Annotated in this window: 26 protein-coding genes and 2 pseudogenes; 4 read left to right on the top strand and 24 right to left on the bottom strand. The window is 38.0% G+C overall.

All coding sequences use genetic code 11. The features are described 5' to 3' along the window. Positions 1-12: 12 nt before the first annotated feature. The 9 genes from NSQ61_RS03800 to NSQ61_RS03760 form a co-directional block, all read right to left on the bottom strand. Positions 13-789, bottom strand: a complete 777-nt coding sequence (locus NSQ61_RS03800) for a CheR family methyltransferase (RefSeq protein WP_063388584.1) — start codon at positions 787-789, stop codon at positions 13-15. Positions 790-857: 68 nt separating this feature from the next. Next, entirely contained in the window at positions 858-1,304 is a 447-nt protein-coding gene (gene ndk, locus NSQ61_RS03795; protein WP_063388585.1) for a nucleoside-diphosphate kinase, read from the bottom strand. Between the two features lie 84 nt (positions 1,305-1,388). Beyond that, positions 1,389-2,351, bottom strand: coding sequence for a heptaprenyl diphosphate synthase component II (hepT, locus tag NSQ61_RS03790; protein WP_063388586.1), 963 nt, complete (start codon positions 2,349-2,351; stop codon positions 1,389-1,391). After that, a complete protein-coding gene (locus NSQ61_RS03785; RefSeq protein ID WP_063388587.1) occupies positions 2,352-3,077 on the bottom strand; it encodes a demethylmenaquinone methyltransferase in 726 nt (241 codons plus the stop codon). A gap of 3 nt (positions 3,078-3,080) precedes the next feature. Next, positions 3,081-3,857, bottom strand: a complete 777-nt coding sequence (locus NSQ61_RS03780; RefSeq protein ID WP_158640198.1) for a heptaprenyl diphosphate synthase component 1 — start codon at positions 3,855-3,857, stop codon at positions 3,081-3,083. 113 nt (positions 3,858-3,970) lie between these two features. After that, complete coding sequence (gene mtrB, locus NSQ61_RS03775; protein WP_063388589.1) at positions 3,971-4,198, bottom strand: trp RNA-binding attenuation protein MtrB; 228 nt, start codon at positions 4,196-4,198, stop codon at positions 3,971-3,973. A 17-nt stretch (positions 4,199-4,215) separates the two neighbouring features. Next, positions 4,216-4,782, bottom strand: coding sequence for a GTP cyclohydrolase I FolE (gene folE / locus NSQ61_RS03770; protein ID WP_063388590.1), 567 nt, complete (start codon positions 4,780-4,782; stop codon positions 4,216-4,218). A gap of 216 nt (positions 4,783-4,998) precedes the next feature. Next, positions 4,999-5,277, bottom strand: a complete 279-nt coding sequence (hbs, locus tag NSQ61_RS03765; protein WP_063388591.1) for a non-specific DNA-binding protein Hbs — start codon at positions 5,275-5,277, stop codon at positions 4,999-5,001. Positions 5,278-5,536: 259 nt separating this feature from the next. Next, positions 5,537-5,749, bottom strand: a complete 213-nt coding sequence (locus NSQ61_RS03760) for a hypothetical protein (protein WP_340806062.1) — start codon at positions 5,747-5,749, stop codon at positions 5,537-5,539. A 209-nt stretch (positions 5,750-5,958) separates the two neighbouring features. Between NSQ61_RS03760 and NSQ61_RS03755 the strand changes: the two genes are divergently transcribed. The 4 genes and pseudogenes from NSQ61_RS03755 (at position 5,959) to NSQ61_RS03735 (ending at position 8,882) form a co-directional block, all read left to right on the top strand. Next, on the top strand, positions 5,959-6,144 hold the full coding sequence (locus NSQ61_RS03755) for a hypothetical protein (RefSeq protein ID WP_327848142.1): 186 nt from the start codon (positions 5,959-5,961) through the stop codon (positions 6,142-6,144). Continuing rightward, positions 6,141-7,036, top strand: a pseudogene (locus NSQ61_RS20210) (CotH kinase family protein). The gene NSQ61_RS03755 and the pseudogene NSQ61_RS20210 overlap by 4 nt, the downstream one beginning before the upstream one ends. Before the next feature lie 236 nt (positions 7,037-7,272). After that, positions 7,273-8,145, top strand: coding sequence for a hypothetical protein (locus tag NSQ61_RS03740; protein ID WP_066251960.1), 873 nt, complete (start codon positions 7,273-7,275; stop codon positions 8,143-8,145). Between the two features lie 71 nt (positions 8,146-8,216). Then, a complete protein-coding gene (locus NSQ61_RS03735) occupies positions 8,217-8,882 on the top strand; it encodes a DUF2642 domain-containing protein (protein WP_375338754.1) in 666 nt (221 codons plus the stop codon). Positions 8,883-8,970: 88 nt separating this feature from the next. On the opposite strand, the pseudogene NSQ61_RS03730 reads toward NSQ61_RS03735, so the two are convergent. From NSQ61_RS03730 to ypeB, 15 genes and pseudogenes are all read right to left on the bottom strand, one after another. After that, positions 8,971-10,299: pseudogene (locus NSQ61_RS03730) on the bottom strand (arsenic transporter). A gap of 378 nt (positions 10,300-10,677) precedes the next feature. Continuing rightward, positions 10,678-12,156, bottom strand: a complete 1,479-nt coding sequence (gene spoIVA, locus NSQ61_RS03725) for a stage IV sporulation protein A (protein ID WP_340806060.1) — start codon at positions 12,154-12,156, stop codon at positions 10,678-10,680. A gap of 170 nt (positions 12,157-12,326) precedes the next feature. Further along, the gene (locus NSQ61_RS03720) at positions 12,327-13,040 is read right to left on the bottom strand and encodes a hypothetical protein (RefSeq protein WP_082829632.1); all 714 of its coding nucleotides are present in this window, start codon (positions 13,038-13,040) and stop codon (positions 12,327-12,329) included. A gap of 20 nt (positions 13,041-13,060) precedes the next feature. Continuing rightward, the gene (locus NSQ61_RS03715) at positions 13,061-13,261 is read right to left on the bottom strand and encodes a DUF2768 domain-containing protein (protein WP_063388596.1); all 201 of its coding nucleotides are present in this window, start codon (positions 13,259-13,261) and stop codon (positions 13,061-13,063) included. Between the two features lie 114 nt (positions 13,262-13,375). Further along, positions 13,376-14,419 carry an NAD(P)H-dependent glycerol-3-phosphate dehydrogenase gene (locus NSQ61_RS03710; RefSeq protein WP_340806056.1) on the bottom strand — a complete coding sequence of 348 codons (1,044 nt, stop codon included), beginning with the start codon at positions 14,417-14,419 and terminating at the stop codon, positions 13,376-13,378. Positions 14,420-14,438: 19 nt separating this feature from the next. Further along, entirely contained in the window at positions 14,439-15,749 is a 1,311-nt protein-coding gene (der, locus tag NSQ61_RS03705; protein WP_340806052.1) for a ribosome biogenesis GTPase Der, read from the bottom strand. A 190-nt stretch (positions 15,750-15,939) separates the two neighbouring features. Further along, complete coding sequence (locus NSQ61_RS03700; RefSeq protein ID WP_066251964.1) at positions 15,940-16,128, bottom strand: capping complex subunit for YIEGIA; 189 nt, start codon at positions 16,126-16,128, stop codon at positions 15,940-15,942. Continuing rightward, positions 16,119-17,021 (bottom strand): YIEGIA family protein, encoded by a 903-nt coding sequence (locus NSQ61_RS03695; RefSeq protein WP_063388600.1) that lies wholly within the window; start codon positions 17,019-17,021, stop codon positions 16,119-16,121. Before NSQ61_RS03695 ends, NSQ61_RS03700 begins: the two co-directional genes overlap by 10 nt. Continuing rightward, complete coding sequence (locus NSQ61_RS03690) at positions 17,018-17,614, bottom strand: YphA family membrane protein (protein ID WP_339193005.1); 597 nt, start codon at positions 17,612-17,614, stop codon at positions 17,018-17,020. The genes NSQ61_RS03695 and NSQ61_RS03690 overlap by 4 nt, the downstream gene beginning before the upstream one ends. Positions 17,615-18,460: 846 nt before the next feature. Beyond that, the gene (rpsA, locus tag NSQ61_RS03685) at positions 18,461-19,606 is read right to left on the bottom strand and encodes a 30S ribosomal protein S1 (protein WP_144598135.1); all 1,146 of its coding nucleotides are present in this window, start codon (positions 19,604-19,606) and stop codon (positions 18,461-18,463) included. Between the two features lie 150 nt (positions 19,607-19,756). Further along, a complete protein-coding gene (locus NSQ61_RS03680; protein ID WP_066251969.1) occupies positions 19,757-20,341 on the bottom strand; it encodes a lysophospholipid acyltransferase family protein in 585 nt (194 codons plus the stop codon). Between the two features lie 3 nt (positions 20,342-20,344). Continuing rightward, positions 20,345-21,016, bottom strand: a complete 672-nt coding sequence (cmk, locus tag NSQ61_RS03675; RefSeq protein WP_063388604.1) for a (d)CMP kinase — start codon at positions 21,014-21,016, stop codon at positions 20,345-20,347. A 79-nt stretch (positions 21,017-21,095) separates the two neighbouring features. Further along, positions 21,096-21,272 carry a DUF5359 family protein gene (locus tag NSQ61_RS03670; protein ID WP_094246144.1) on the bottom strand — a complete coding sequence of 59 codons (177 nt, stop codon included), beginning with the start codon at positions 21,270-21,272 and terminating at the stop codon, positions 21,096-21,098. 53 nt (positions 21,273-21,325) lie between these two features. Beyond that, on the bottom strand, positions 21,326-21,973 hold the full coding sequence (locus NSQ61_RS03665) for a flagellar brake protein (protein WP_130156168.1): 648 nt from the start codon (positions 21,971-21,973) through the stop codon (positions 21,326-21,328). A gap of 94 nt (positions 21,974-22,067) precedes the next feature. Beyond that, positions 22,068-23,411, bottom strand: a complete 1,344-nt coding sequence (gene ypeB / locus NSQ61_RS03660; RefSeq protein ID WP_066251975.1) for a germination protein YpeB — start codon at positions 23,409-23,411, stop codon at positions 22,068-22,070. Positions 23,412-23,420 lie beyond the last annotated feature (9 nt).

Here is a 23,420-nt window from a genome sequence, read left to right as displayed (position 1 = left end):
TCTTTGCTATTGCTACAATCGTGTATAAAAAAACGTTTCGATCGTTTTTAATCCATATTTTTCCGGAGTGAAAATTTGCTCTGTGCTGCCAACAAATAAAATCCCGTTTCGTCTAAGCGAGTTGCTGAATTTTTCATAAAGCTCTTTTTTCGCAGACTCAGTAAAATAAATGAGGACGTTTCGGCATACGATCAAATCAAAATCTGTTTCAAAGCGGTCTGACAGCAAATTATGCTTTCTAAAAGTAACCGAGCGTTTAATGTCTTCTTTTACATGATAGAAAGAGCCTTCTTGCTGAAAATAATTAGTTTTATATTCAAGAGGTACTTCTTTTAGCGATCTTTCCGGATAAATTCCAATTTGTGCTGTTTTAATCGCTTGTTCATCTATATCTGTGGCTAATATATATGAGTCTTTCAATAGCGAATTTTGTGCTAAAATCATCGCAATTGTGTAAGGTTCTTCTCCCGTTGAGCAGGCAGCGCTCCAAACCTTTATATGTTTTTTACCATTCAGCAAACGCGGAAGCAATTTTTTTTCAAGGATGTTCCAGCGCTGATAGTTGCGAAAAAATTCAGAAACATTAATAGTCATCCGATCTAAAAAAAGATTGTATAAACATTTATCCTTTTCCATCGCTAAAAAAAACTCGTGAAAGGATTGAAAGCCTTTTTTTTCATACAATGATTTTAATCTTCTTTTCATTTGAGTCTCTTTATATAACGACAGGTCAATCCCACTTTTTCTTTTTATCTTTTCGATAAATGCAACATAGTCCTTATCTGTCACTTTCCGATCTTCCCCCGAATGTAATGTAGAAAACCCTAATCAAACCATTGTTTGATTAGGGTCAGATGTTAATAGATCCATGCATCAATTTCACGGTCATATTCTACAAGCTCTTCAGCTTTAAAAAACAATTGAATTTCCCGCTCAGCGCTTTCAGGTGAATCAGAACCGTGAATTACATTCTTCCCTACTGTTAAACCAAAATCGCCGCGAATTGTTCCAGAAAGGGCATCCTTTGGATTGGTTTTTCCCATCATTTGACGGGCAATTTCGATTGCATTTTCGCCTTCCCAAACCATTGCAAAAACCGGTCCTGAAGTGATGAATTGAACGAGTTCATTGAAAAAAGGCTTTTCTTTATGTTCTCCATAATGCTGCTGGGCCAATTCTTCAGAGATTTTCATTAATTTTGCACCGATAAGCTTCAGCCCTTTTTGCTCAAATCTTGAAACGATTTGTCCAATCAGCTGCCGCTGTACACCATCAGGCTTTACCATTAAAAACGTCTTTTCCATCAACACATCCACCTCGAAAATTTCTTTATGTATAAGTACAAAATCCACAAGAAAATAGTATCATTATTAAAGCGGTTACGCAAACTAAAATTTCCTTTTTCCAATATATTTGGCAATATTGTATAGCGAAGTTCGCGCTTTCCCGTGCTTGAGGCCTTCCAATTGATGAAAGCTCTTCTGCAAATAGCGGTCACTAATATTCATCGACTGTTCGATTGCTCTTGATTTTTTAATTTCATAAATAATCGGCTTGATTTCTTCAGCAGTTGTTTGATTATTGATTTTGACAATTTTTTTTCTTAATTCTTCATTTTGCATGGCAAACAAAACAGGAAGGGTAATGTTTCCTTGAAGTAAATCGCTCCCAACTGGTTTTCCAAGCTCTTCTTCCGTAGAGGTAAAATCTAAAAGATCGTCAATAATTTGATACGAAATTCCAACATAATAACCGTACAAATAAAGCTTTTTACAAACGGATTCTGGAGCGCCGGAGGCAAGAGCGCCCAATTGGCAGCTGACAGCAATTAATAAAGCTGTTTTTCTTTTAATTCGTTTGACATACGTCCGATAAGACTGATCAAAATTGTATTTATCGTTGATTTGTTCGATTTCTCCTAAACAGAGTTCAACAAGAGCTTTCGAAAGAACTCGGTGAATAAGCGGCTCGTCCAGCTCTGTTATGATTTCAAGAGCCCGTGCGAATAAGTAATCTCCAACATACATAGCAATGCGATTGTCCCATTTTGCATTAACTGTTGGTTTTCCTCTTCGCAGCTCAGCATTGTCGATGACGTCATCGTGTACCAATGAGGCGCTGTGAATCAGCTCTAAAGCGACGGCAACCGGTTTCATACGGTCAATGTTATAATCTCCGAACATTCCTGACAACAATACAAAAACAGGGCGAATCCGTTTTCCCCCTGCTTGAAGAAGATGAATCCCGGCTTCACGTATTAACGGATCTTTTGTTTGTACGGAAGACAGCAATTCATTTTCAATCACTTCAAGGTCTTTTGTTAAAAAGGAATAGAATGATTTTAACTTCATTTATTTCACCTTTGTTTCCAATTTCGGTTTATAACCTAAGTGCATTGCTGCAACACCGCCTGTAAATGGCTTCACTTCTACATTTATAAAACCAGTTTGCTCGAACATTTTTTTCAGCTCTTTCATGCCAGGAAATTGACGCGCGGACTCCTGCAGCCAAGAATATTCTTCATAGCTTTTAGCAAATATCTTGCCGAATAAAGGCATGATAAAGCGAAAATAAAAATAGTAAAGCTGTTTGAAGCCAATCAAGGTCGGCTGTGATGTCTCCAAACAAACTACCATTCCTCCGGGTTTCAATACGCGGTACATTTCCGATAGAACCTGCATATAATCAGGAACATTTCTGAGGCCAAACCCGATGGTCACATAATCAAACTCGTTTTCAGGAAACGGCAAATCCATCGCATTGCCGTGAATAAATGAAATATTGGAAAATTGTCTTTCCTTTGCCTTTTCCTCACCGATGCTTAACATATTTTGGCTAAAATCAAGTCCTATGACCTTTCCGTTTTGCCCGACTGCTTCCCCGAGCGCAAGCGTCCAGTCCCCCGTTCCGCAGCAAACATCGAGTGCGTAGGAACCTTTTTTCACATTCATTCTCCGCATCGTTTCTTTTCGCCATGCAATATGACGATTAAAGCTGATCACAGAATTCATCCGGTCATAATTTTTATAAATTTTTTCAAATACGCGGTGCACACGTTCTTCTTTCGATTGCTGCATTTTTTAACCTTCCTCCACTATCATATGCGAAAACCGTAATACATGAATTCGGTTCATAATAAATTGTTTTACGGCAGGCGAATATTTCAGACTTTTTTCCAACAGTTTATTAATTTCCCAGAAATAATGATTGCAGCATTCTATGAAAGTTCCAACTAAATCAATCGGGCTTTTAGATTTCTTTTGAAATTGTGTTAAAACGGACTGGCTATTTTTATCGTATTTATGTTTTTCTTCACATAAACGTTTATATGTTAAATATGTTTTGGAAATTTCCGGCCACGTCTCAATTTGAAAATGCTCTCCGATCCGTTGAAATAACGCGGTTTCCACAATGACGATGCTTTCGACTATTGCTTCAATCGACTGGCAGCTTCGGTCGTAAAGACGAATTTTATGCTCATTAATTTCTTTAATCGCGGTTGCAAGCGCACGAACCATTTTCAAGTCTTGAATTTCAGAAAGAATAAAATAATATAGACCGCTGAAATAATCACCTGCAATGACATTTAATTGTCTTTCAACAAAAAGCTTCTTATTTTCACATTCCGTTGTCGTTACTAAATCATGGGTATCAAGGGCTGATTGAACAAGCATGGCGGTCACAACATATTTTTCCTTCTTTTCATCTGCTATTTCCGCTTCTTCAAAAAGCGCGTAAAACAATAGCAGCTTGTCTTCATCAATTACAGGCTTTTGAATATATTGTTTAAGCACAGGATGTGAAAAATATTGGTCTAGCGAACGTTTTATTTGCTCCAGCTTTTGATAGATTTCCATCATTATCACCCTTGTCCCCCATATATCTCTATACTAACATTTACAAATTTTATTATATCATAACCACATTTTTTCATTAGGCTTTGTCGAAAAAGTAAAAGCAGAAATCCTGCTTATTTTCTCTCGCCGCTCTCAATCTCTCCATAGCTTGTTTGAATAAGCGCCTTGCCGCGAATTTTAATGGCAGAAGTGTGTTCCGTAAATTGAGCAATCATTACTTCTCCTTTATCAAGCTTTTCGGAATGGTGGAACCTAGTATCGGAACCTCTTGTCAAACCAATCACATTGACGCCATCTTCAATTGCTTTAATAACCACATAATCATTTTGATTCGGATTCATCTATCAACACCTACCGTTTATTTTTTTATTAATGACAGCACTTCGCTTCTTGCCGCAGCATCATTCAAAAAACATCCTCTGACTGCTGACGTTACAGTGATTGATCCAGGCTTTTTCACTCCGCGCATTGTCATGCACATATGCTCCGCTTCAACAACAACCATCACACCGTGAGGATCCAATGATTCGACTATGCTGTCGGCAATCGTTGACGTAATCCGTTCTTGCAGCTGTGGTTTTTTTACAACCGCTTCAACAGCGCGGGCTAGTTTGCTTAGTCCAGTCACTTTGCCGCCTTTTGGTATGTATGCAATATGTACTTTACCGAAAAAAGGAACTAGATGGTGTTCGCACATTGAAAAAAATTGAATATCCTTTACTAAAACAAGCTCTTCATGATCCTCTTCAAATACGGTTTGAAAATATTCTTTAGGATCCTGATCTATACCTGAAAAAATTTCCTCATACATATTGGCAACCCGCTTAGGTGTATCAGCCAATCCTTCCCTATTAGGATCCTCCCCTATAGCTTCTATAATTAAACGTACTGCCTGTTCTATTTGCTCTTTATTAATTTTTGGCATACTCGGCTCCTCCTATTGTCATTCATTCATACCGATTCTAGCACAATTAATGAAAAAAAAGCAAAATGAAGCTTCCTTTCCCGCAAATAGAACAGAAAACTTTTCTGAACAATCTCGCCTAAATAGGAAAAGCCCCAAAAAGGGGCTTATTCTGTGAAGAAATGCAGCGAGCATATGTAGTCGCTACTCATTTCTTAATTGTGTGCGTTCATTTCATTACTTGCCAGCAACTGCATCTTTAAGAGCTTTGCCTGGTTTAAACGCAGGCACTTTGCTTGCCGGAATTTCAATTTCTTCACCAGTTTGAGGATTGCGACCTTTGCGCGCTGAACGCTCACGCACTTCAAAGTTTCCAAAACCGATGAGTTGAACTTTGTCACCTTTTTTCAAAGATTCTAAAATTGTATCGAAAACAGCATCTACAGCTTTCGTTGCATCCTTTTTGGATAATTCGCTAGCTTCTGCTACAGCGTTGATTAATTCTGTTTTGTTCATTTAATGTTTCACCTCCTCCCAAAAAAGTTTCATGAAAATCCAGCTATTATACATTTCTTCACAGCTTTTAAGAATTCTATACATGCAACAACAAGAAGTTGGTGACTAGCTTATCATAAATGAAACAATATTTCATTTCAACAGTTTTTCATTTTCAAATTGGTTGCAAAGGATGATTCATCCTTATGAGAGAAGAATTTCTGTAAAAAGATTATCATAACAATAATGGCAGAATCAAGCACAATTCTATTAATTTCAGTCATTTTTCAATCGATTTGGCAAAAAGTTCGCCAAAACAATATAGGGAGACTGCATGAGCAGTCAACCCTTCCATCATTTGAAAACGCAGCTCCCACATATTTCCGTTTTCAAAGCGCCGAATTCTTTTTCTTTTCGTATGTTTAAAATCCCGGCTGCCGCTTGTTTTATCCGATCTTCTTCCTTCAGGTTCTTGGAAATAAAAATGTTTCAACCCTTTTCTTCCCCGCTATGAAATGCTTCTTTAATCACTTTTTCGGAAATCACTATTCTGCCCTCCCCTTTTATTTTGTATAGCATATGTGTCTTTACATTAATTCGTTTGGACCTTTAAATCGTTAAAAAAATGTGCGTTTGCCAACAGTGGCATGTTTTATCCACATTCATACTATTTAAATGAAAAACAGTGGAAAGAGGGATCAAATGGAAAAAGACTTGGAGAAAATTTCCTTATACATTCATCCGAAAGATTTGCTTTTTTTACAAAAAAATAAATGGGATGAAGACGGAGTTCCCGGCATGGTTTATTTAGGGAAGAAGAAGATCGATGCGGATATAATGTATCGTGGCTCTCATACTAGAAAAGCGAAAAAAAATCTTTTTTTATAAAATATTACCGTCCTTCACAATACAATAACGAAAAGGAATTTCATTTAAATGCGGAATATTTTGATCCTTCACTGATTCGCAATAAGCTTTCTTATTATTTTTTCGACCGTATAGGAGTATACGTCCCCGAAACAAAATTCACCCTTTTATCGATCAATAGAATCCATCAAGGCATTTATTTACGCCTTGAATCCGTCAATGAAGATTTTTTAGCAAAAAGAAAACTGCCTAAAGGCCCAATTTTTTATGCAATAGATGGTGATGCTAATTTTTCGTTATACAGCGATTTAGACCAAAAGGTAAAAAAAAGCTTATCACAAGGATATGAGCTAAAATACGGGGAAAATGACGATTTTAGTAAGTTCGAACAATTTATTTATTTTGTTAATACAAGCAATTCGTCCCAATTTTCTGAAGAAATTGAACAATATTTAGACGTGGAGCAATATTAAAATGGCTGACAGGTGTTATTTGCACACAAAATTACGATGGTTTTGTTCACAATTACGCACTTTACTTACATGGAGAAACAAGCCGTTTTCATATTATTCCCTGGGATTACGATGCGACATGGGGAATTGATGTCAACGGAGAAAAAATTCGACATGACTATGTTCGGGTAGAAGGATTTAACACTTTAACGGCAAGGCTGCTAGACGCCCAAAAGTATAAAAAACTTTACCAACAACTTTTATATGACACTATACAACATCAATTTACGGTAAAAAATTTGATAGATGCTGTATACGGTTATTATGAACAAGTGAAAAAGTTTATTAGCAAAGATCCTTATTTCCAATATACCCTTGACGAATTTAATCAACAGCCTTCACAAATTCTCGATTTTATCTCGAAAAGAAATCAATTTATCGCTTCACATTTAATGTTTTAGCAAGTTGAACGACGCAAATAGGCGATCGCTTATTTTTCATGAATTGGGTAAATGTTCTGTTGCTTTCTCCCATTTTGAACGTATAAATACATTATGATTGACCTGTATGGTTGAATGCCAAGGGAGGTTAAAGAAAATGACTGCAGCTGGAGAAAAATTTTATCAATATGTAAAGTCGCTTGTTGGAAAAATGATTAAGGTGAATAGAGGCGGTCCTGAAAGCAAAAGCGGTTTGCTTGCTTGATGTAAAAACTGATTATTTGGCCCTCTATTTATTCGAATCAAACAATGTTGTTTACTACCAATTGAAACACATTAAAAGCATTACAGAAAATTCTAAGACAAATTTCAAACCTTTACGACTGGAAGATGTTGGACAAAACGCTTCGAAAAGCGACAGCTTCCGCCACCTAATGAAATTATTTCAGTACGAATACCTTCAAATTAACCAAGGCGGCCCTGAAGCAATGAGCGGGAAGTTATTAGATGTAACAAATCATTATGCTGTTCTCTACAAAGATGATCAGGTGATCTATCTCAATTTGGAGCATATTAAAAGCTTCTCATTAAACAAAAGCAAAAACGCTGAAGAAAAGGAAACCGTCCGCTATTTGAAAGTAAAAACATTTGATGAAATACTCAATTATTTTATTCATAAATGGGTTTCCATTAATTTGGGAGGACCGGAAGCGCTCGAAGGTGTTCTGTCATACAGCGGAAATGGGACATTCATTTTAATTAACAAAGAAGAAGTCATTCGAATTCAGCCGTTCCACGTTCGAAGCATTTTTGAAGGTTCCCGTGATCAGAAAAAAAATGAGAACAAACAAACTGAAAAAAAAGATCGATCCGATCGTGATAAAAGAACTTCAACGGAAAAAGATTCTAAAAGCGGACAAAGCACGTACGAGATTGAGCATAAAAACACTTACTCACACTCAGAACGTCATGTTAGAACCGATGATCTTGATAGAAGGACTAAACGGTCAATGCCAGATGATAGAAGAAGAGCTTCGAATGCCTATATAGAAAGAGCAGAGATACAGTTGCAATCAATGCCGCATCCTGAAAAAGTAGTCAAAACTGTCCACTATCGTTGGAAAGGTTAGCTAGCGTCTCCGCCATCAAATTCCCCCTCTGTTTTTGTTTCAGTGTTTCAAAGAAAGGAGGCATTGAAGTTTTGAGATTTTCTGAACTTATTGACGAACAAGTAAAAGCAGAAATAAGCGGCAAAAACGAAATTATCGGAATTTTAGTTGACGAAGGATTAGATGTGATCGTGCTTTATAATGGTTATAAATATATATATATTCCTCTTCTACATTTACACAGTTTGGAAAAATATGATGACGAAAATCCGATTAAATACGATCACAAAACGATTAAACCAATGTTTATTGAGGAAGATTCCATTTCCTACCGAAAAATATTAATCAATGCTAAAGGAATGTTTGTTGAAATATATGTAACTGGAAATAAAGCTTTACACGGTTATATTACATCTGTCTTAACTGACTACTTTGTTTTTTATTCCCCTGTGTTTAAATATGTTTTAGTGTCTTTTCAGCATTTAAAATGGCTCATTCCATATCAAAACACAACAACGCCATACTCGTTAAACGAACATGAATTGCCAGTGGTGCCCGCCATGATCACCGTTAACCGCACCTTTGAGGAACAATTAAAAAAATTCATCAACAAATTAGTTGTATTTGATCTTGGGGAAAAACAAGGAAAAATCGGAGTGATAAAGTCTGTTCAGCAAAACTTCGTCGAATTGGTAACAGCTGAAAGCCACACGGTGTTTTTAAAAATTTCCCATATAAAAACAGTGCACGTTCCGTAAACGCTTCCGCCTTCTTAAATACGTTTCACCTAAACCGTTGCTTCAATTTATGAAAAAAATGGGGTGAAGCACACCCCATTTTTTAACATTATACAAACAAAAGCTTGATCCAATAGTATAAACAGAACATCGTAAATATTAATGTTGGCGGAATGACAACAAATGTTACTTTCACATATTTTCCCCAGCCGATTTTCATTCCGTTCTCTTTTAAAATGTGCATCCATAAGAGCGTCGCTAACGTACCGATCGGAAGCAGCAATGAGCCGATATCACTGCCGATGATGCTTGCTAAATAAGCTGTTTTTAACGTGATTTCGTCCAATCCGAAATTTGTAAGCACCATTGAACCGATCATTAATGCCGGGTGATTATTAAAGATATTGGATAAAACAGTGATCAGTCCGCCCATCCAAAAAATTCCGCTTGCTACATCTGTCATCAACGGCTTTAACAGCTGAAGGAAAAAAGTAACTAATCCGATATTTTTCAAGCCATAAACGATGATGTACATGGAAAAAGCAAACAGAAATACTGACCATGGTGCTTTCATTAAAACATCGATTGGACTTAAACGAAGCTTATACCATCGCACCGTTAATAAAACGATTGAACCAAACAGAGCCACAAGCCCTATCGAGATTTCGAAAAGTGAAGCGACAAACAGACTGATTCGAACAACGATCACAAACATCAACATTTTCATCATCATACTTGTCTTCTCTTTAAAAACTTTTGGCAACAATTTAGGCTTCAAAGGATGATACGATTGGATGAAAAAGTTCTCATCTTTTGGCACGTTTATCACCCTTTTTGGAATGTCTTTATAAAAAACGAAAAAGAGCAAACTGACCATTAGCAACAACCCGGTCACAGTAGGTGCGAAAATCATTGCCGTATGCATGTATAAATCCATTCCTACAATCTTTAATGCGATCAGATTTACAATGTTGCTGACACCAATTGGCGCGCTTGAAGCGGTGGCAACCAGCGCTCCACTTAGAAGGTACGGAATTTTTTCGTGATGTTTTAAACGAAGGTGATGAAGAAGTAGCAGTAAAATAGGAGTCGTAATTAAAATGCTTCCGTCATTATTAAATATGACAGTCATGAAAAAACAGAGAAGATTCGTATATCAAAACAATCGGATTCCAGATCCGTTAGCTTTAAATGCCAACTGATGAGCACACCATTCGAAAAAACGAAAGCTTTCCAGAACGATTGCCATAACAATCGTTGCGATAATCGTAACAGAAGCTTCTGTTACATTTAAAGCAATTTCCGACAATTCTTGAAAGCTGATTCCCCCAACGAATAATATGATAAGTGCCCCAATTGTTGCTGGAAATGCTTCATTTACTCCGCGGGGGCGCCAAAAAATCAAGATCATCGTTATGAAAAACACGAATAAAATCACTAAATCGCGGTCAACTAGCAAACTATTTCCCTTCTTCCTTACCGTCAGGTTCTTTTTAAATATCCACCATGGTTTCTATCACTCCTTATCACCTGTACTATATAAATATGTGTCTAACAATATCTCTGCCATCTATCAACAACCCATTTTCTATTAAATCCGCAAAAAACTATCTACTATTATCTCGGAAATCGATTCACTTGTCGGTTTTTTCGCTAAGTTGTTTAACCTTTTAAAAAAAATGATGTGTCTTTTCAAAGGCCGGAAAACGCAGGGCAGAACTTCTTGTCAAAAAAAAAAAAAAAACAGGGCTCACTCGTTTGCCCCTTGTGAAAAAAACAACGGCCAAAAAACCGTTGTTTTTGACCTTTTGATCTTTTATAATATGATTGCTATGAGCCCGCCTGACCCCTCGTTGATGATTCTTTCCAATGTTTCTTTTAATTTGTAGCGGGCATTTTCAGGCATCAACGACAATTTTGCTTGTATTCCTTCTCTGACGATCGAGCTTAAGCTTCTTCCGAATATATCGGAATTCCATATGGACAAAGGATTTTCTTCAAAATCTTGCATTAAATAACGCACAAGCTCTTCACTTTGTTTTTCTGTGCCAATGATCGGCGCAAATTCAGATTCAACATCTACTTTAATCATATGAATGGAAGGTGCGACTGCTTTGAGCCGGACGCCGAATCTCGATCCTTGGCGGATAATTTCCGGTTCATCCAGACTCATATCTGATAAAGCCGGTGCTGCTATGCCGTAACCTGTCTGTTTTACCATTTTTAAAGCATCGGCTACTTGATCGTATTCCGCCTTAGCGTGTGCAAAATTTTGCATGAGCTCAAGCAGATGATCCTTCCCGCGTATTTCAACACCGACAACTTCTTTTAAAATTTGATCGTACAGCTCATCCGGCGCAAACAAATCGATCTCCGCAATCCCTTGGCCCATTTGAATACCAGCTAGTCCAGCCCGCTCAATAAAATCATACTCACTGAACTGCTGGACAACTTGATTGACATCACGCAGACGTTTGATATCTTTTACTGTTTCCTTCACCGTTTCTTGATAGCTCGTGCGAAGCCAATGATCTTCTCTCAGCACCATCACCCAGCTGGGCAAATTCACATTGACTTCCAAGACTGGAAATTCGAAAAGCGCTTCTCTCAATACATTCGTTACATCAATTTCCCTCATGCTTTCCACGCTCATAGCAAGAACTGGAATATCATATTTTTCATTTAATTCTTTTCTTAAAGCCTCCGTATCCGGATGATGAGGATGCACAGAATTAATAACCATAATAAATGGTTTTCCGACTTCTTTTAACTCTTCAATTACTCGTTCTTCCGCTTCTACGTAATCTTTTCTAGGAATTTCGCCGATTGAACCGTCTGTTGTGACGACTACACCGATTGTTGAGTGGTCTTGAATAACCTTGCGGGTGCCAATTTCCGCTGCTTCATGAAACGGGATCGGCTCCTCATACCATGGAGTGTTGATCATTCTCGGCCCATTTTCATCTTCGTATCCCTTTGCACCAGGCACTGTATATCCTACGCAATCTACTAATCTTATATTGACATCAAGGCCTTCATCAACATGGACGGTGACCGCTTGATTCGGGACAAACTTTGGCTCCGTTGTCATAATGGTTTTGCCTGCTGCGCTCTGAGGGAGCTCATCTTGAGCACGTGCTTTATCCGCTTCATTTTCAATATTGGGAAGAACAACTAATTCCATAAACTTTTTTATGAATGTTGATTTACCGGTTCTAACTGCACCAACGACCCCTAGATAAATATCGCCGCCAGTTCGCTCTGCAATGTCTTTGAAAATATCTACCTTTTCCAAGTGATTCCCTCCCGACTTTCAAGTCTTATAACATCCATACATTTACAATTCTTTAGTCATTACATATTTATGATGTTGTCCTATCTAGTTATGACTGTAAAAAAAGAATTTCTTCCAAAAAGAAAAGAACCTTTCTCTTAAATTGTATTCTTAAGAAAAAGGTTCATGACTTATTTTATTAAAAATACCGGTTCATTTTTTTCATTCACAGTATATGGAAGGGAAAATGCAGGGACGAACGGGGAGTTTTCTACTAGCAAATGACGGATATCTTCCCCCTCTTTGAATGATCTTTTTGATTCCTTAATGGCACGGTATAAATCTAAGCTGTAATCAACGTAAACTTCTCGATTGTTGTCGATCACAAGCGGAAGATTTTCCCCTGAGTACGGACTCTTCACATGAGGAGGCTCTTTTAATCCTAGCTTTTTATAGTTCAGTGTAAATACATTTTTCGCTATTTGCTTTTCATAAGGAGGATATTCATGAGCATTGATCCTCATCTTTAGTTCACGGATCGCCTCTGCTATTCGTAAATCGATCAGCTTTACGGTTGGATTTTTTTCCACATCGACTAAAACATATAAGTAAATGCCTCCATTTTCAAACGCGGTGCCAGGGGGCTCAGGCAAATATTCAGGAATCAACAGATTGAAATCAATAGGGTATTTTTCATAAATAGGCGTTGATTTGTCTCTCGTTTTAATCGGCAAAAGCCCTTCCGTATCAGCTTTATATTGTTCTACTGCTTTTTGCACGGATTGTATTTGCGCTTCATAAGGTATTTCATTTTTATGTAATCGTTCTTCTGGGTATAAACATCCAGATAAAAGCAAAACAAACATGATAGAGATGAAAGATTTCATTATGCTTTTCTTGTTCATCCTCGTCTTCCTCACTTTGCCTACTCGCTTGTCGGTCCGGAAAAGACTACGAAAAAAATGATAATTCCTGCTAAAATCATAAAAAAATAAGCAATCACTGCTGTGATAGATTTCAAAAATCCTTTTAGTTTAAAACGGCTCAAGTATATGGAAAAGACCGCGATAAACATAAAGGCCATCGCTGTGAGGGCAATCCACATTTTCATTAGACCTTCTGACATTGTGATCCACTCCTTCTATTCCTACCAATCATTTTAACATATGCTCTTTTTCACGCAATTGTTTTCCATATAAGAATCGAATTCAAAAAAAAACTGAAGCAGCTGGGAAATGTGCTACAGTTCTTCATTTCGATTTTCTAATATGTTCACAAGATCTTCCATTTCATGCGTTTTAACTCTCGCCATAAGCTCTTCGACTGCTTCTTTCGGATCTTTTTCGTGAAACAGCACTTCATAAAGGACATTGATAATCGGCATTTTTACTGAATATTTTTCAGAAAGCTGTTTAGCTGCTTTTGTTGTTCTTACTCCTTCGACAACCATTCCCATGCTTTCTAAAACTTCATCTAGTTTTTTGCCCTTTCCTAGCAAATGGCCGGCACGCCAATTGCGGGAATGCACACTTGTGCAAGTGACAATTAAGTCGCCGATTCCGGCAAGACCAGAAAATGTTAATGGATTGGCACCCATTTTACAGCCTAATCTTGAAATTTCCGCCAATCCTCTAGTTATTAAAGCAGCCTTCGCATTGTCCCCGTATCCAAGGCCGTCGCTGATTCCGGCAGCTAAAGCAATAATGTTTTTCAGCGCTCCTCCAATTTCAACCCCGATTATATCCGGATTCGTATACACACGAAAATAGCGGTTAATAAATAAATCTTGAACAAATTTTGCTGCTTGAATATTTTTGCTCGCAGAAGTCACTGTTGTCGGCTGTCTCAAAGACACTTCTTCCGCATGGCTTGGACCTGATAATACAACTACGTCCTTCAAAAGGTGAGGAGGCATTTCTTCTTCAATAATTTCGGAAATTCTTTTTAATGAACCCGGCTCAATCCCTTTTGAAACATGGACAATTAAAACCGGCCGATCAATGGCTTCTCTTAATTGACTCAGCACTTCTCTTATCGCTTTTGTCGGGACTGCCAAGACAATCGTTTCCACATTTTCAACCGCATCCTTTAAGAAATAAAATCCGGTTAAATTGTCCGGCAATGGGACATTTGGCAAATATTTCTCATTTTTTTTTGTACGATTGATCGCTTCTATATGTTCTTTCCGATGTCCCCAAAGATGCACTTCATGACCATTGTCGCAAAGAACAATTGCAAGCGCTGTTCCCCAGCTTCCAGCTCCCAATATTGCCACCTTCGCCAAATTACTCACTTCCTTTTATTTATCTTCTTTTTCTCGCAATGATTTTAATAGGGGTTCCTTCAAACCCGAATGCATCGCGAATACGATTTTCCAAAAAACGTTCATATGAAAAATGAAGAAGCTCCGGATCATTTACAAATATGACAAATGTAGGCGGTTTAACAGAAACTTGTGTTGCATAATAGATTTTTAATCTCGTACCGTGGTCCGTTGGAGTCGGATTCATAGCAACGGCATCCATGATCACATCATTCAATACGTTTGTTTGGACACGCATCGCATGATTCTCGCTGGCAAGAATAATTTGAGGCATTAATGTGTGCAATCTCTTCTTCGTTTTTGCGGACAAAAAGACGATTGGCGCATAGTCTAAAAATAAAAATTGATCGCGAATATCTTTTTCAAACTCTCTCATCGTTCTTTCATCTTTTTCCACTGCATCCCATTTGTTTACTACAATGACAACGGCTTTCCCGGCTTCATGGGCGTAGCCAGCAATTCGCTTGTCTTGTTCAATAATTCCTTCCTCTGCATTTAAAACAACTAACACTACGTCAGAGCGTTCAATCGCTTTAAGCGCCCGCAAAACACTGTATTTTTCTGTTGTCTCATAAATTTTTCCTTTTTTTCTCATGCCAGCTGTATCAATGATGACAAACTCCTGCTTGTTATACGTAAACTTAGTGTCAATGGCGTCTCGTGTTGTTCCAGCAATTTCGCTGACGATCACTCTTTCTCCTCCTAAAATAGCATTTACTAAGGAAGATTTGCCGACATTTGGTCGGCCAATCAAAGAAAATTTAATGATGCCTTCATCATCATTTTCTGATTGGGGTTTTGGAAAATGTTTGCATACTGCATCCAAAAGATCTCCCAGTCCGAGCCCATGCGCTCCTGATATCGGGTACGGTTCTCCAAAGCCAAGAGAATAAAATTCATATATATTTTCCCTCATATCCGGGTTGTCCATTTTATTAACGGCAAGGACAACGGGTTTGTTTGAGCGGTACAATATTTTTGCAACTTCTTCATCAGCGGGAGTTACGCCTTCTCGACCGTTTGTAATGAAAATAATTACATCTGCTTCTTCAATCGCAATTTCCGCCTGATGACGAATTTGTGCTAGAAACGGTTCATCCCCAATTTCAATTCCACCTGTATCGATCAAGTTAAATTGGAAATTCAGCCATTCACAAGGTGCATAAATACGGTCACGGGTAACACCAGGTATATCTTCTACAATTGAAATACGTTCACCGACAATTCGATTAAAAATCGTCGATTTGCCGACATTTGGTCGACCGACAATAGCCACAACAGGTTTCGGCATACTAAAACTTCCTTCCTAATTTAAAACTCATCGCATTTTTTCACTATGTATAATGTTAAAGGGGCTACGCCTTCAAGAAATCGCAGCATGTTTTCGCCTAACTCCTTTTTCGGCATGCCCCGGAAGTTTTTTACCAAGCTTTTTTCCAACTACCCTATTATATAGCAGTTTATGAAATTGAACAACTGCCTTAAAAATGTTTCACAATGATATATATTTCCTCGCTTATGGCATGAGCAATTCCATCTAGAATCGCTTCTAAATTTTTTGCAATCGAATCCATTTCTTTTTGGTTATCACAAATAAAAACAGGTGCACCGCCTTTTATTTTTTTCTCATTTGTCGTAACGACCGCTAAAACCGCTTTCTCTAAAACCATCGTTTTTTCTCACCTTTCCTATTTGCCTTCGACTCCGTCGGCATGCGAATGGCATTTTCAAGCGTTGGCACGTTGCTGATCACTCGAATGGCGATATCCAAATCATGTTTTTGAGGAAGCACAAACACGCCGACTCTTCCATCCTCAAGATCTCGTTTTGCCAATGGGACTAAAGATGGTTCACCCGCATCGCGGTTTACGCCCAGCGCAGTTGAGACATCATGGAGAATCGCCTGACGTTGTCCGATGTTGGCAATCGTTGTTCTCGCATCAAATGATTTTGGTGTCAAAATAAACCCCATGCCATATTTTAAAACTAGTTCACGTTTTTCCGGGATGCCGATATTCATAATATAAATGTCATCGACATACAAGCCTGCACCGTCAAAATGCGGCTTTACATATTGAATGTCAACAATATCTTTCAATGTGCCTCCAGACATTAACACTTTAGAAATGATAAAGCAAACGACCGTCATCACAAGAGCCATCCAAAAGCCAAAGATTAAATAAGCAAGCGTAACAAATAAAGATGTGAAAATCACTAAATAATTTCTGCTTTCAAAGGCGATTGCAATTCCTTCAATATATGTACTTCCCCGAGGAACAAGCTCATATTGATCGAGCTCTGACAGTGTATTTCTTTCCATGTTGCGGACTTCGCGAAACTGCGATGCAGCCAACGTTAAAAAAGTAATGGCAGTAAACTCCTTTTCCATTATGGCCGGAACAGCAATCGTGCCGAGTCCCGCCGCTATAAATCCAAGTGCGATATGAATAATTTTTCCGTGCAAATATGTTGGATATTGGCGATAATCGGTTTTTAGCATAAAAAGACGGGCTAACACACCTACGAAGACACCATAAAAAATAGGAAGCGTGTATTCATTCATGACCCTTGCCTCTCCCTTGCATGTTTTTTGAATATATGTTCTAAAGAAGCAGCGAATGTTTTGAATGACGCCCATATGAGCAATGAAAAGATTCCGATTGACAGCATATCAAGAAAAGGAAAGTCGCCTATTACAATCGGTCGATAATAAGAATAAACTGCAGACGAAAAAAGAGCTTCTCCGTAACAAGATCCCAATATAAAAAATGCCATTCCTTCAAAAAAATCTTTGCTCAGCATATTGGATAAAATGACTCCTAATATAGATAAATACATTTGAACGTCAAGTAAAAACCAGACAGGATCAAATAAATAAAACAGCTTGACTCCTGCATAGGCAACCGTAATGATCAAAACGGAAAATAATGAATAAAATAAACGCTTAGTTCTATACAAGATGAAAAAACTAAGCAAAGCAAATAAGATATACGAAAAACCAACATGTATTTGTGTAAAGTGTATAAACGTTGCACTTCCTAAAATATTTAACAATATAAAAAAGGAGAGCCAAAAACGAGCATCCGTTTTTGGAAGCCAAAATGTTACAATTACCCAAATTATCCACATGAACCAATAATAATATATTCCTTCCATCTCCAACCTCCTACTATTTCCATTATGTGAAAAATTTATGGATGCTAACCGTACAAATTTTGAAATCAAAGCTAAAAGCGTATAAAAAGCAGTTAAAAGGCTGTGGGAGAATTGATTGCTGATGGATTGCTGTGAGAGGAAAATGTAAACATTTCACTGCCCGTCAAGAAAGGAATTTTCGCTATTTTTTTAGAACTCATAAGCCGATCTGTTTAATGGCAGAATGTCCGTATAATTTCTTTTCATAAAAAAAGGCTTCTAAATCATTATTTGTTTTTTAGGAGGGAGTTTTTCTGCAAAAAAATTGTGGGCTAATGAATACAGGCTGGATGTATCACTTGTTTATCTGCACAAGTTTTGATTTTTAATGGAGATACGAACGCAAAACGGACGTATCGGTTGCTTATTAAAAGCAGCGAAGAATTTTGTTCGCACATATAATCACGATATAGAGCAGCTTAGCAAAAATAGAACCGATACTGCAGAACTCAAAAGACAGCTTATTGAAGTGATATGGAAGCTATATACTAGGCGAGGCTTCGAACAATAACAGCTTATTACAGCGAGGATGGATCGTATCATTCTCAAGGATTTATGAAAAGAACAGCAGTGGAGAAGATGATAAAACAGCTCGTTATATGCTGGGCGGTGCTTATGGAGTCTTTATGGAGAACGCTCAAATGCGAAACGTAGATTTCGTTTGAGGATTGGCAATCGATACAAATTACCCTCATAAAACGACTAAACGGCCTCAGCCCTATGGAATATAGAGATAAAGCCGCTTAGAACATTTTTTATTCCGCTGTCACCTTGACAAGGGGCAGCTCGTGATGATCGCCTTTGTCTTTATTTTAATTTATTTAATTGCTCTCCGATCATTTCGCTTAGTTGAAATCCTGTCGATTCCTCTTTCGGACGATATTTGCGAAAATCTTCTTCACTACCGGTCCCATCATCTTCCAATTCCTTTATGCTTAAGGAAATCCGTTTCTCTTCTTCGTTTACATCAAGCACTTTTACTTTTACCTTTTGTCCTTCTTCTAATACTTCTTGAGGTGTGCCTATATGTTTTTTAGAAATTTGCGATATATGGACAAGACCTTCTACTCCAGGTAAAACTTCAACAAAAGCTCCGAATGAGACGAGGCGTTGTACAGTTCCTTCGACAACATCACCGGATTTGATTTTTTCAGAAATGTTTTCCCATGGACCAGGCAATGTTTCTTTAATCGATAGTGAAACCCGTCCATTATCCCGATCGACAGACAAAACTTTCACTTTTACCTTTTCGCCTTCTTGAAGCACATCTGACGGTTTATCTACATGAGCATGAGAGATCTGAGAAATATGTACAAGACCGTCAATCCCGCCGATGTCAACAAAGGCTCCGAAATCGGCTAAACGTTGGACTGTTCCTTCCAATACATCACCAGGCTGAATCGACTGAAGCACTTGCTGTTTTTTCTCTTCCTGCTCCTTTTCCACTACAGCACGATGAGACAAAATCACTCGATTTTTTTCACGGTTTAGCTCCACAACCATCAATGTCAATGTTTTTCCTTTATAATCTGAAAAATCCTCAACATAGTGAGGTTCAACCAATGAAGCAGGAATAAATCCGCGGACGCCCAAGTCTACCACTAAACCGCCTTTTACGACATCCTTCACTTCTGCCTCAAATACTTCTTTATTTTCAAATTTTCTCTCTAATTCCACCCAAGCTTTATCCGCAGCCACTTTGCTTTTCGATAAAATGACTGCTTCTTCCTCAACTTTAATGACCGCTAGTTCAAGCTTGTCATTTTCCTTTACAACATCTGAAGCTTTTTCAATATGCAAACTAGACAGTTCACTAATCGGAATGATGCCCATTTGTTTGCAATTTTTAATATCAACAATCACCTGCTTATCTTCCACTTTTGTTACAATTCCCTCTACAACGTCTCCCACTTCAGGCACAAAAACTTCACCTTGATTGATGTCCTCTACCATACCATTTACCTCCTTGGTCAAGCCATAGCAACTCAACAAAATATGTACCATTCTATTTAGTATGTCACAAGCTACTCTAAATAGAATGAAAAATACCTCTTTTCTATAAGTTCTAACAAAAAATTCCGTTTGTCAAGTTAAATCCATTGATTACCTATATTTTTCGAGCAAATTTCTAATTTCTGTCATGATTTTATCGGTCGCTTCTTCAGCTGAAATTTTTTTGTTTCGATAAGATGTAAAATCAATGGCTGGGCCGAAAATGACTTTCGTTTTCCGAAACGGTTTGTAAGAACTGACGACGGCGCATGGCAAGACGACACAATCTGATCTTAAGGCAAAAAAACCTGCACCAGCCAAACCTTTTCCGAGTTCACCTGTTTTGCTTCTCGTTCCTTCCGGAAAAATGGCTAAAACTTCTCTTTCTTTTAATATTTTCAAGCCTGTTCTTAACGCCTCTCGATCGGAAAAGCCCCTTTTGACCGGAAACGCCCCCAATGCCCGGACGATCAGGCTGAAAACCGGAATTTTAAACAGCTCCTCTTTAGCCATAAAACGGAGCTGCCTTGGTGAAACGATACCAATCGTCGGAGGGTCCAAATTATTAATATGATTGGAACAAAGCAGCACGGCACCATCCATTGGAAAATGTTCCTTTCCGATCACTTCGACCCGAAAGAGCGGTTTAATAAAGCAGTAAACAATTGCCTTTGCAAATTGATAAAATTTACCCATTTCTTACAGCCTTTCTTTTACCAATTCTTTAATTAATTCCGCCACCTCTTCAATCGTCAATGAAGTTGTATCGATTTCGACGGCATCCGGCGCTTTTTTTAATGGGGCAGTTGCCCTCGTGGAATCAAGCTTATCTCTTTCTTCAATTTCTTTCTTTAATTGTGTTAAATCGGATGTAAAACCTTTTCTTAAATTCTCCTCATACCTTCTTTTTGCTCTTTCCTCTACAGAAGCCTTTAAAAATATTTTCAACTCCGCATTCGGCAGCACATGAGTGCCGATATCCCTGCCATCCATGACAACGCCGCCGTTTCCTGCAAGCTGTTTTTGCCTTTTCACCATTTCCTCCCGCACATTAGGATGTTTGGAAACAGTGGAAACATGCTTTGTTACTTCATTGGAACGGATAATCGCCGTTACGTCTTCACCGTTTACTAGCACTTGCTGACCTTCATTTACCGGCTTCAGTTCAATCGTCATTTCATTCAAAAGCTTGGTGAGCGCTTTTTCATCCTCCAAAGAAATGCCATTCTGTAAAGCTTTCAAAGTGAGAGCTCTGTACATCGCACCCGTATCAATGTATGTATAGCCTAAATCTTTTGCGATTTTTTTGGCAACTGTGCTTTTCCCGGCAGCTGCCGGACCGTCGATTGCAATGGAAATTTTTTTACTCATAATACCTCCTAGCTAGTTTCAAAAAATATGTATCTATTTTTTTGGAATACAGAAAGAAAAGCAGGGGTTTCCTGCTCTTTTAGCGGCTGATAGTTTCCACCCATTCGGAGATGGACATGTTTCCAACACCTTCATATTGCACGGCTTTTGATAAATATGGCTTCAATTCAGAATGGCGCAAAAAAAGCTGAGCGGCAATTAACATAATGAATTGTATAATGATCAATTTGATCAATATTTGTTCAAAGCGCTTCACAAAAAACATCCTTTTGCCATTTTTTATAAATAGTATGGACAGCCGTGCCGGTATTATTCATTCAAAATTCCTTTCTTTTTCATTTGCAGCTGCTGTTCAAAGCAAAAGCGAATCAATTTTTGCTGTGTCTTTTCATCAATATTGATAAAAGCTATGGAAGCGAGCTTATGATGTTCCGCTTCCACAACTCTGAGCGCCTTCCCTGTTACCTTATAATATTCAATCGTTCCGTCCATAAACGTGAGCACCATATAAATATGTATATTTTCATTTAGCGGTACGTCCACACCGTTTGGAATAATGATTGAAATGCCGCCAGCACTTATGTCGTTTGTAACTGTTGTAAATGGGGCGAATTCCTGATTAATGGCGTGTATGGCTACATCAACAGCTGTCTCGATTCTGACAAATTGCCGCCTTTGGATCTCCTCCATATACTCAGGTGCCTGAAGCATGATCATCGGGAGGTTATCTTTTTTCTTGCCAAGAACTTTAGTACGAAATTTATACGGTTTTTTTTCGCTGTTCACAAATGTTGCAACGAGCTCGGTGCCGTCTGGTAAGAAAACAGTTTTTCCTGTCTTGCTATTTATAGGAAAATCAATATAAAGAATGTTTTCTTCTTGGTCCACAAGTTTGCATTTTAGTATTTGATCTTGGCCAGAAAGTTCCAATGTGATCATCGTACCAATTTTTATCAACGTTACCACTCTTTCAATGTAATAAGCGCTCTACATTTATTAAAGCATGAAATGAAAAAAAGGGAAAGCCTAAAAATCGACTCCCCTTTTGTGATTAAATTTCTCTGAATAACGGTTCAGCACTTTGCAATTTTTCCACTTTTTCTTCCGTTCCATCCATTGCGTTGATGAAAATGCGGTACGTGTCTTGGTCAATCGTTCCTAAAAATTCATAGCACAGCACTTCTTCGCCGGCATCATTTGTCACAACAGCTAATCGATCCTCCTGAATTTCAACGTTAGAATGGACTGATTTTTTCGCTTCTTCTTTTGTAATAGCCGGTTTCGGCAAATTTCTTTTTTTGTGCGCTGCTAAATAATCACGTCCAGAATAACCTATAATTTCTCCGTTGTCCAACGCTACCTTTAAACGAACTGCATCAGGATATAGACGTACACCTTTGTAATTAGAAACAAATGTGAAAACACCAATGTTGTCATATTGTGCACTCTCATAAAGCTCTAAATCCTTAAATTTTAGCTTTTTCAAAAATTCCGTTGCTCGGTTGGATGCTTCATTTAAGCTGATTTTTTGTTGTTTAATATCTCTGTTGTGCAATAAATAAATTAAATGACCGCCTTTTTTCGTGATATCCATATAAACATCATGTTTATTTCCTTTATCATGCATAGTAATGCTGTAAAACTGAATGTTTGATCCTTTACCATTTGTTGTTACATCTACTCGTTCTACATTTTTAGGGGCAAATCGTTTTGCGATTTGTTTTGCTTCTTGCTCTGATATTTCCTTTCCAGTTAATTGTTCAAATCCTTTTTTAGGCTTTTGCAGCGCTGTTGCCGTTGGACCGAAATTAGTTTCGGAATAGCCTTCAACATTTTTTTCTACCGTTTTAAATCCATCAATGATCGTATTGTCCATTTGTTTTTGCCCTGATGCTAGTGCGAGTTCAACATCCATCCAGCGCAGATTGTTTTTTAAGATTAAATGCTGGACGTTTCTCAATTCGTCTTGTATGTCTTTTGCATTTTTATACAATTTTTTTAACGTTTCATATTCTTGATCCGTTAACGGATCTTTGTTTAAATCTCTCACTGCTGTTTGATAACTAAATTTCCCAATATTTGACAAGAATTCCTCTGTTTTATTGAAAGGTAAAAGAGTTAACGGAAGCTGGCCGACATCATTGTGCGCTTCCGATGTAATTCTCCAAACTTCCGCCAGCGCCGGTGACAATGATTTTCTTGAATTCATGGCGAGTGTCTCGCCAATTTTGTCATGAAGCTGATCCACTTGATAGGTTAGATCGTGAAAAGCCCGCTGGTAATTGTTTTCTGCATGAATTAATACGGCGTTTTTTTCCTGATGCTCTTTATATCCCCAGTAGCCTGTTCCGATTAAGGCCACTGTAAGCAGCCCGATTAATAATCCTCGAAGCATATTGAATCA

Origin of the sequence: Aeribacillus sp. FSL K6-1121, assembly GCF_038003725.1 — a bacterium.
Taxonomy (GTDB): domain Bacteria; phylum Bacillota; class Bacilli; order Bacillales; family Aeribacillaceae; genus Aeribacillus; species Aeribacillus composti.
The sequence above is the reverse complement of the archived record's forward strand: the minus strand, read 5'-3'. Positions and strand labels throughout refer to the sequence as shown.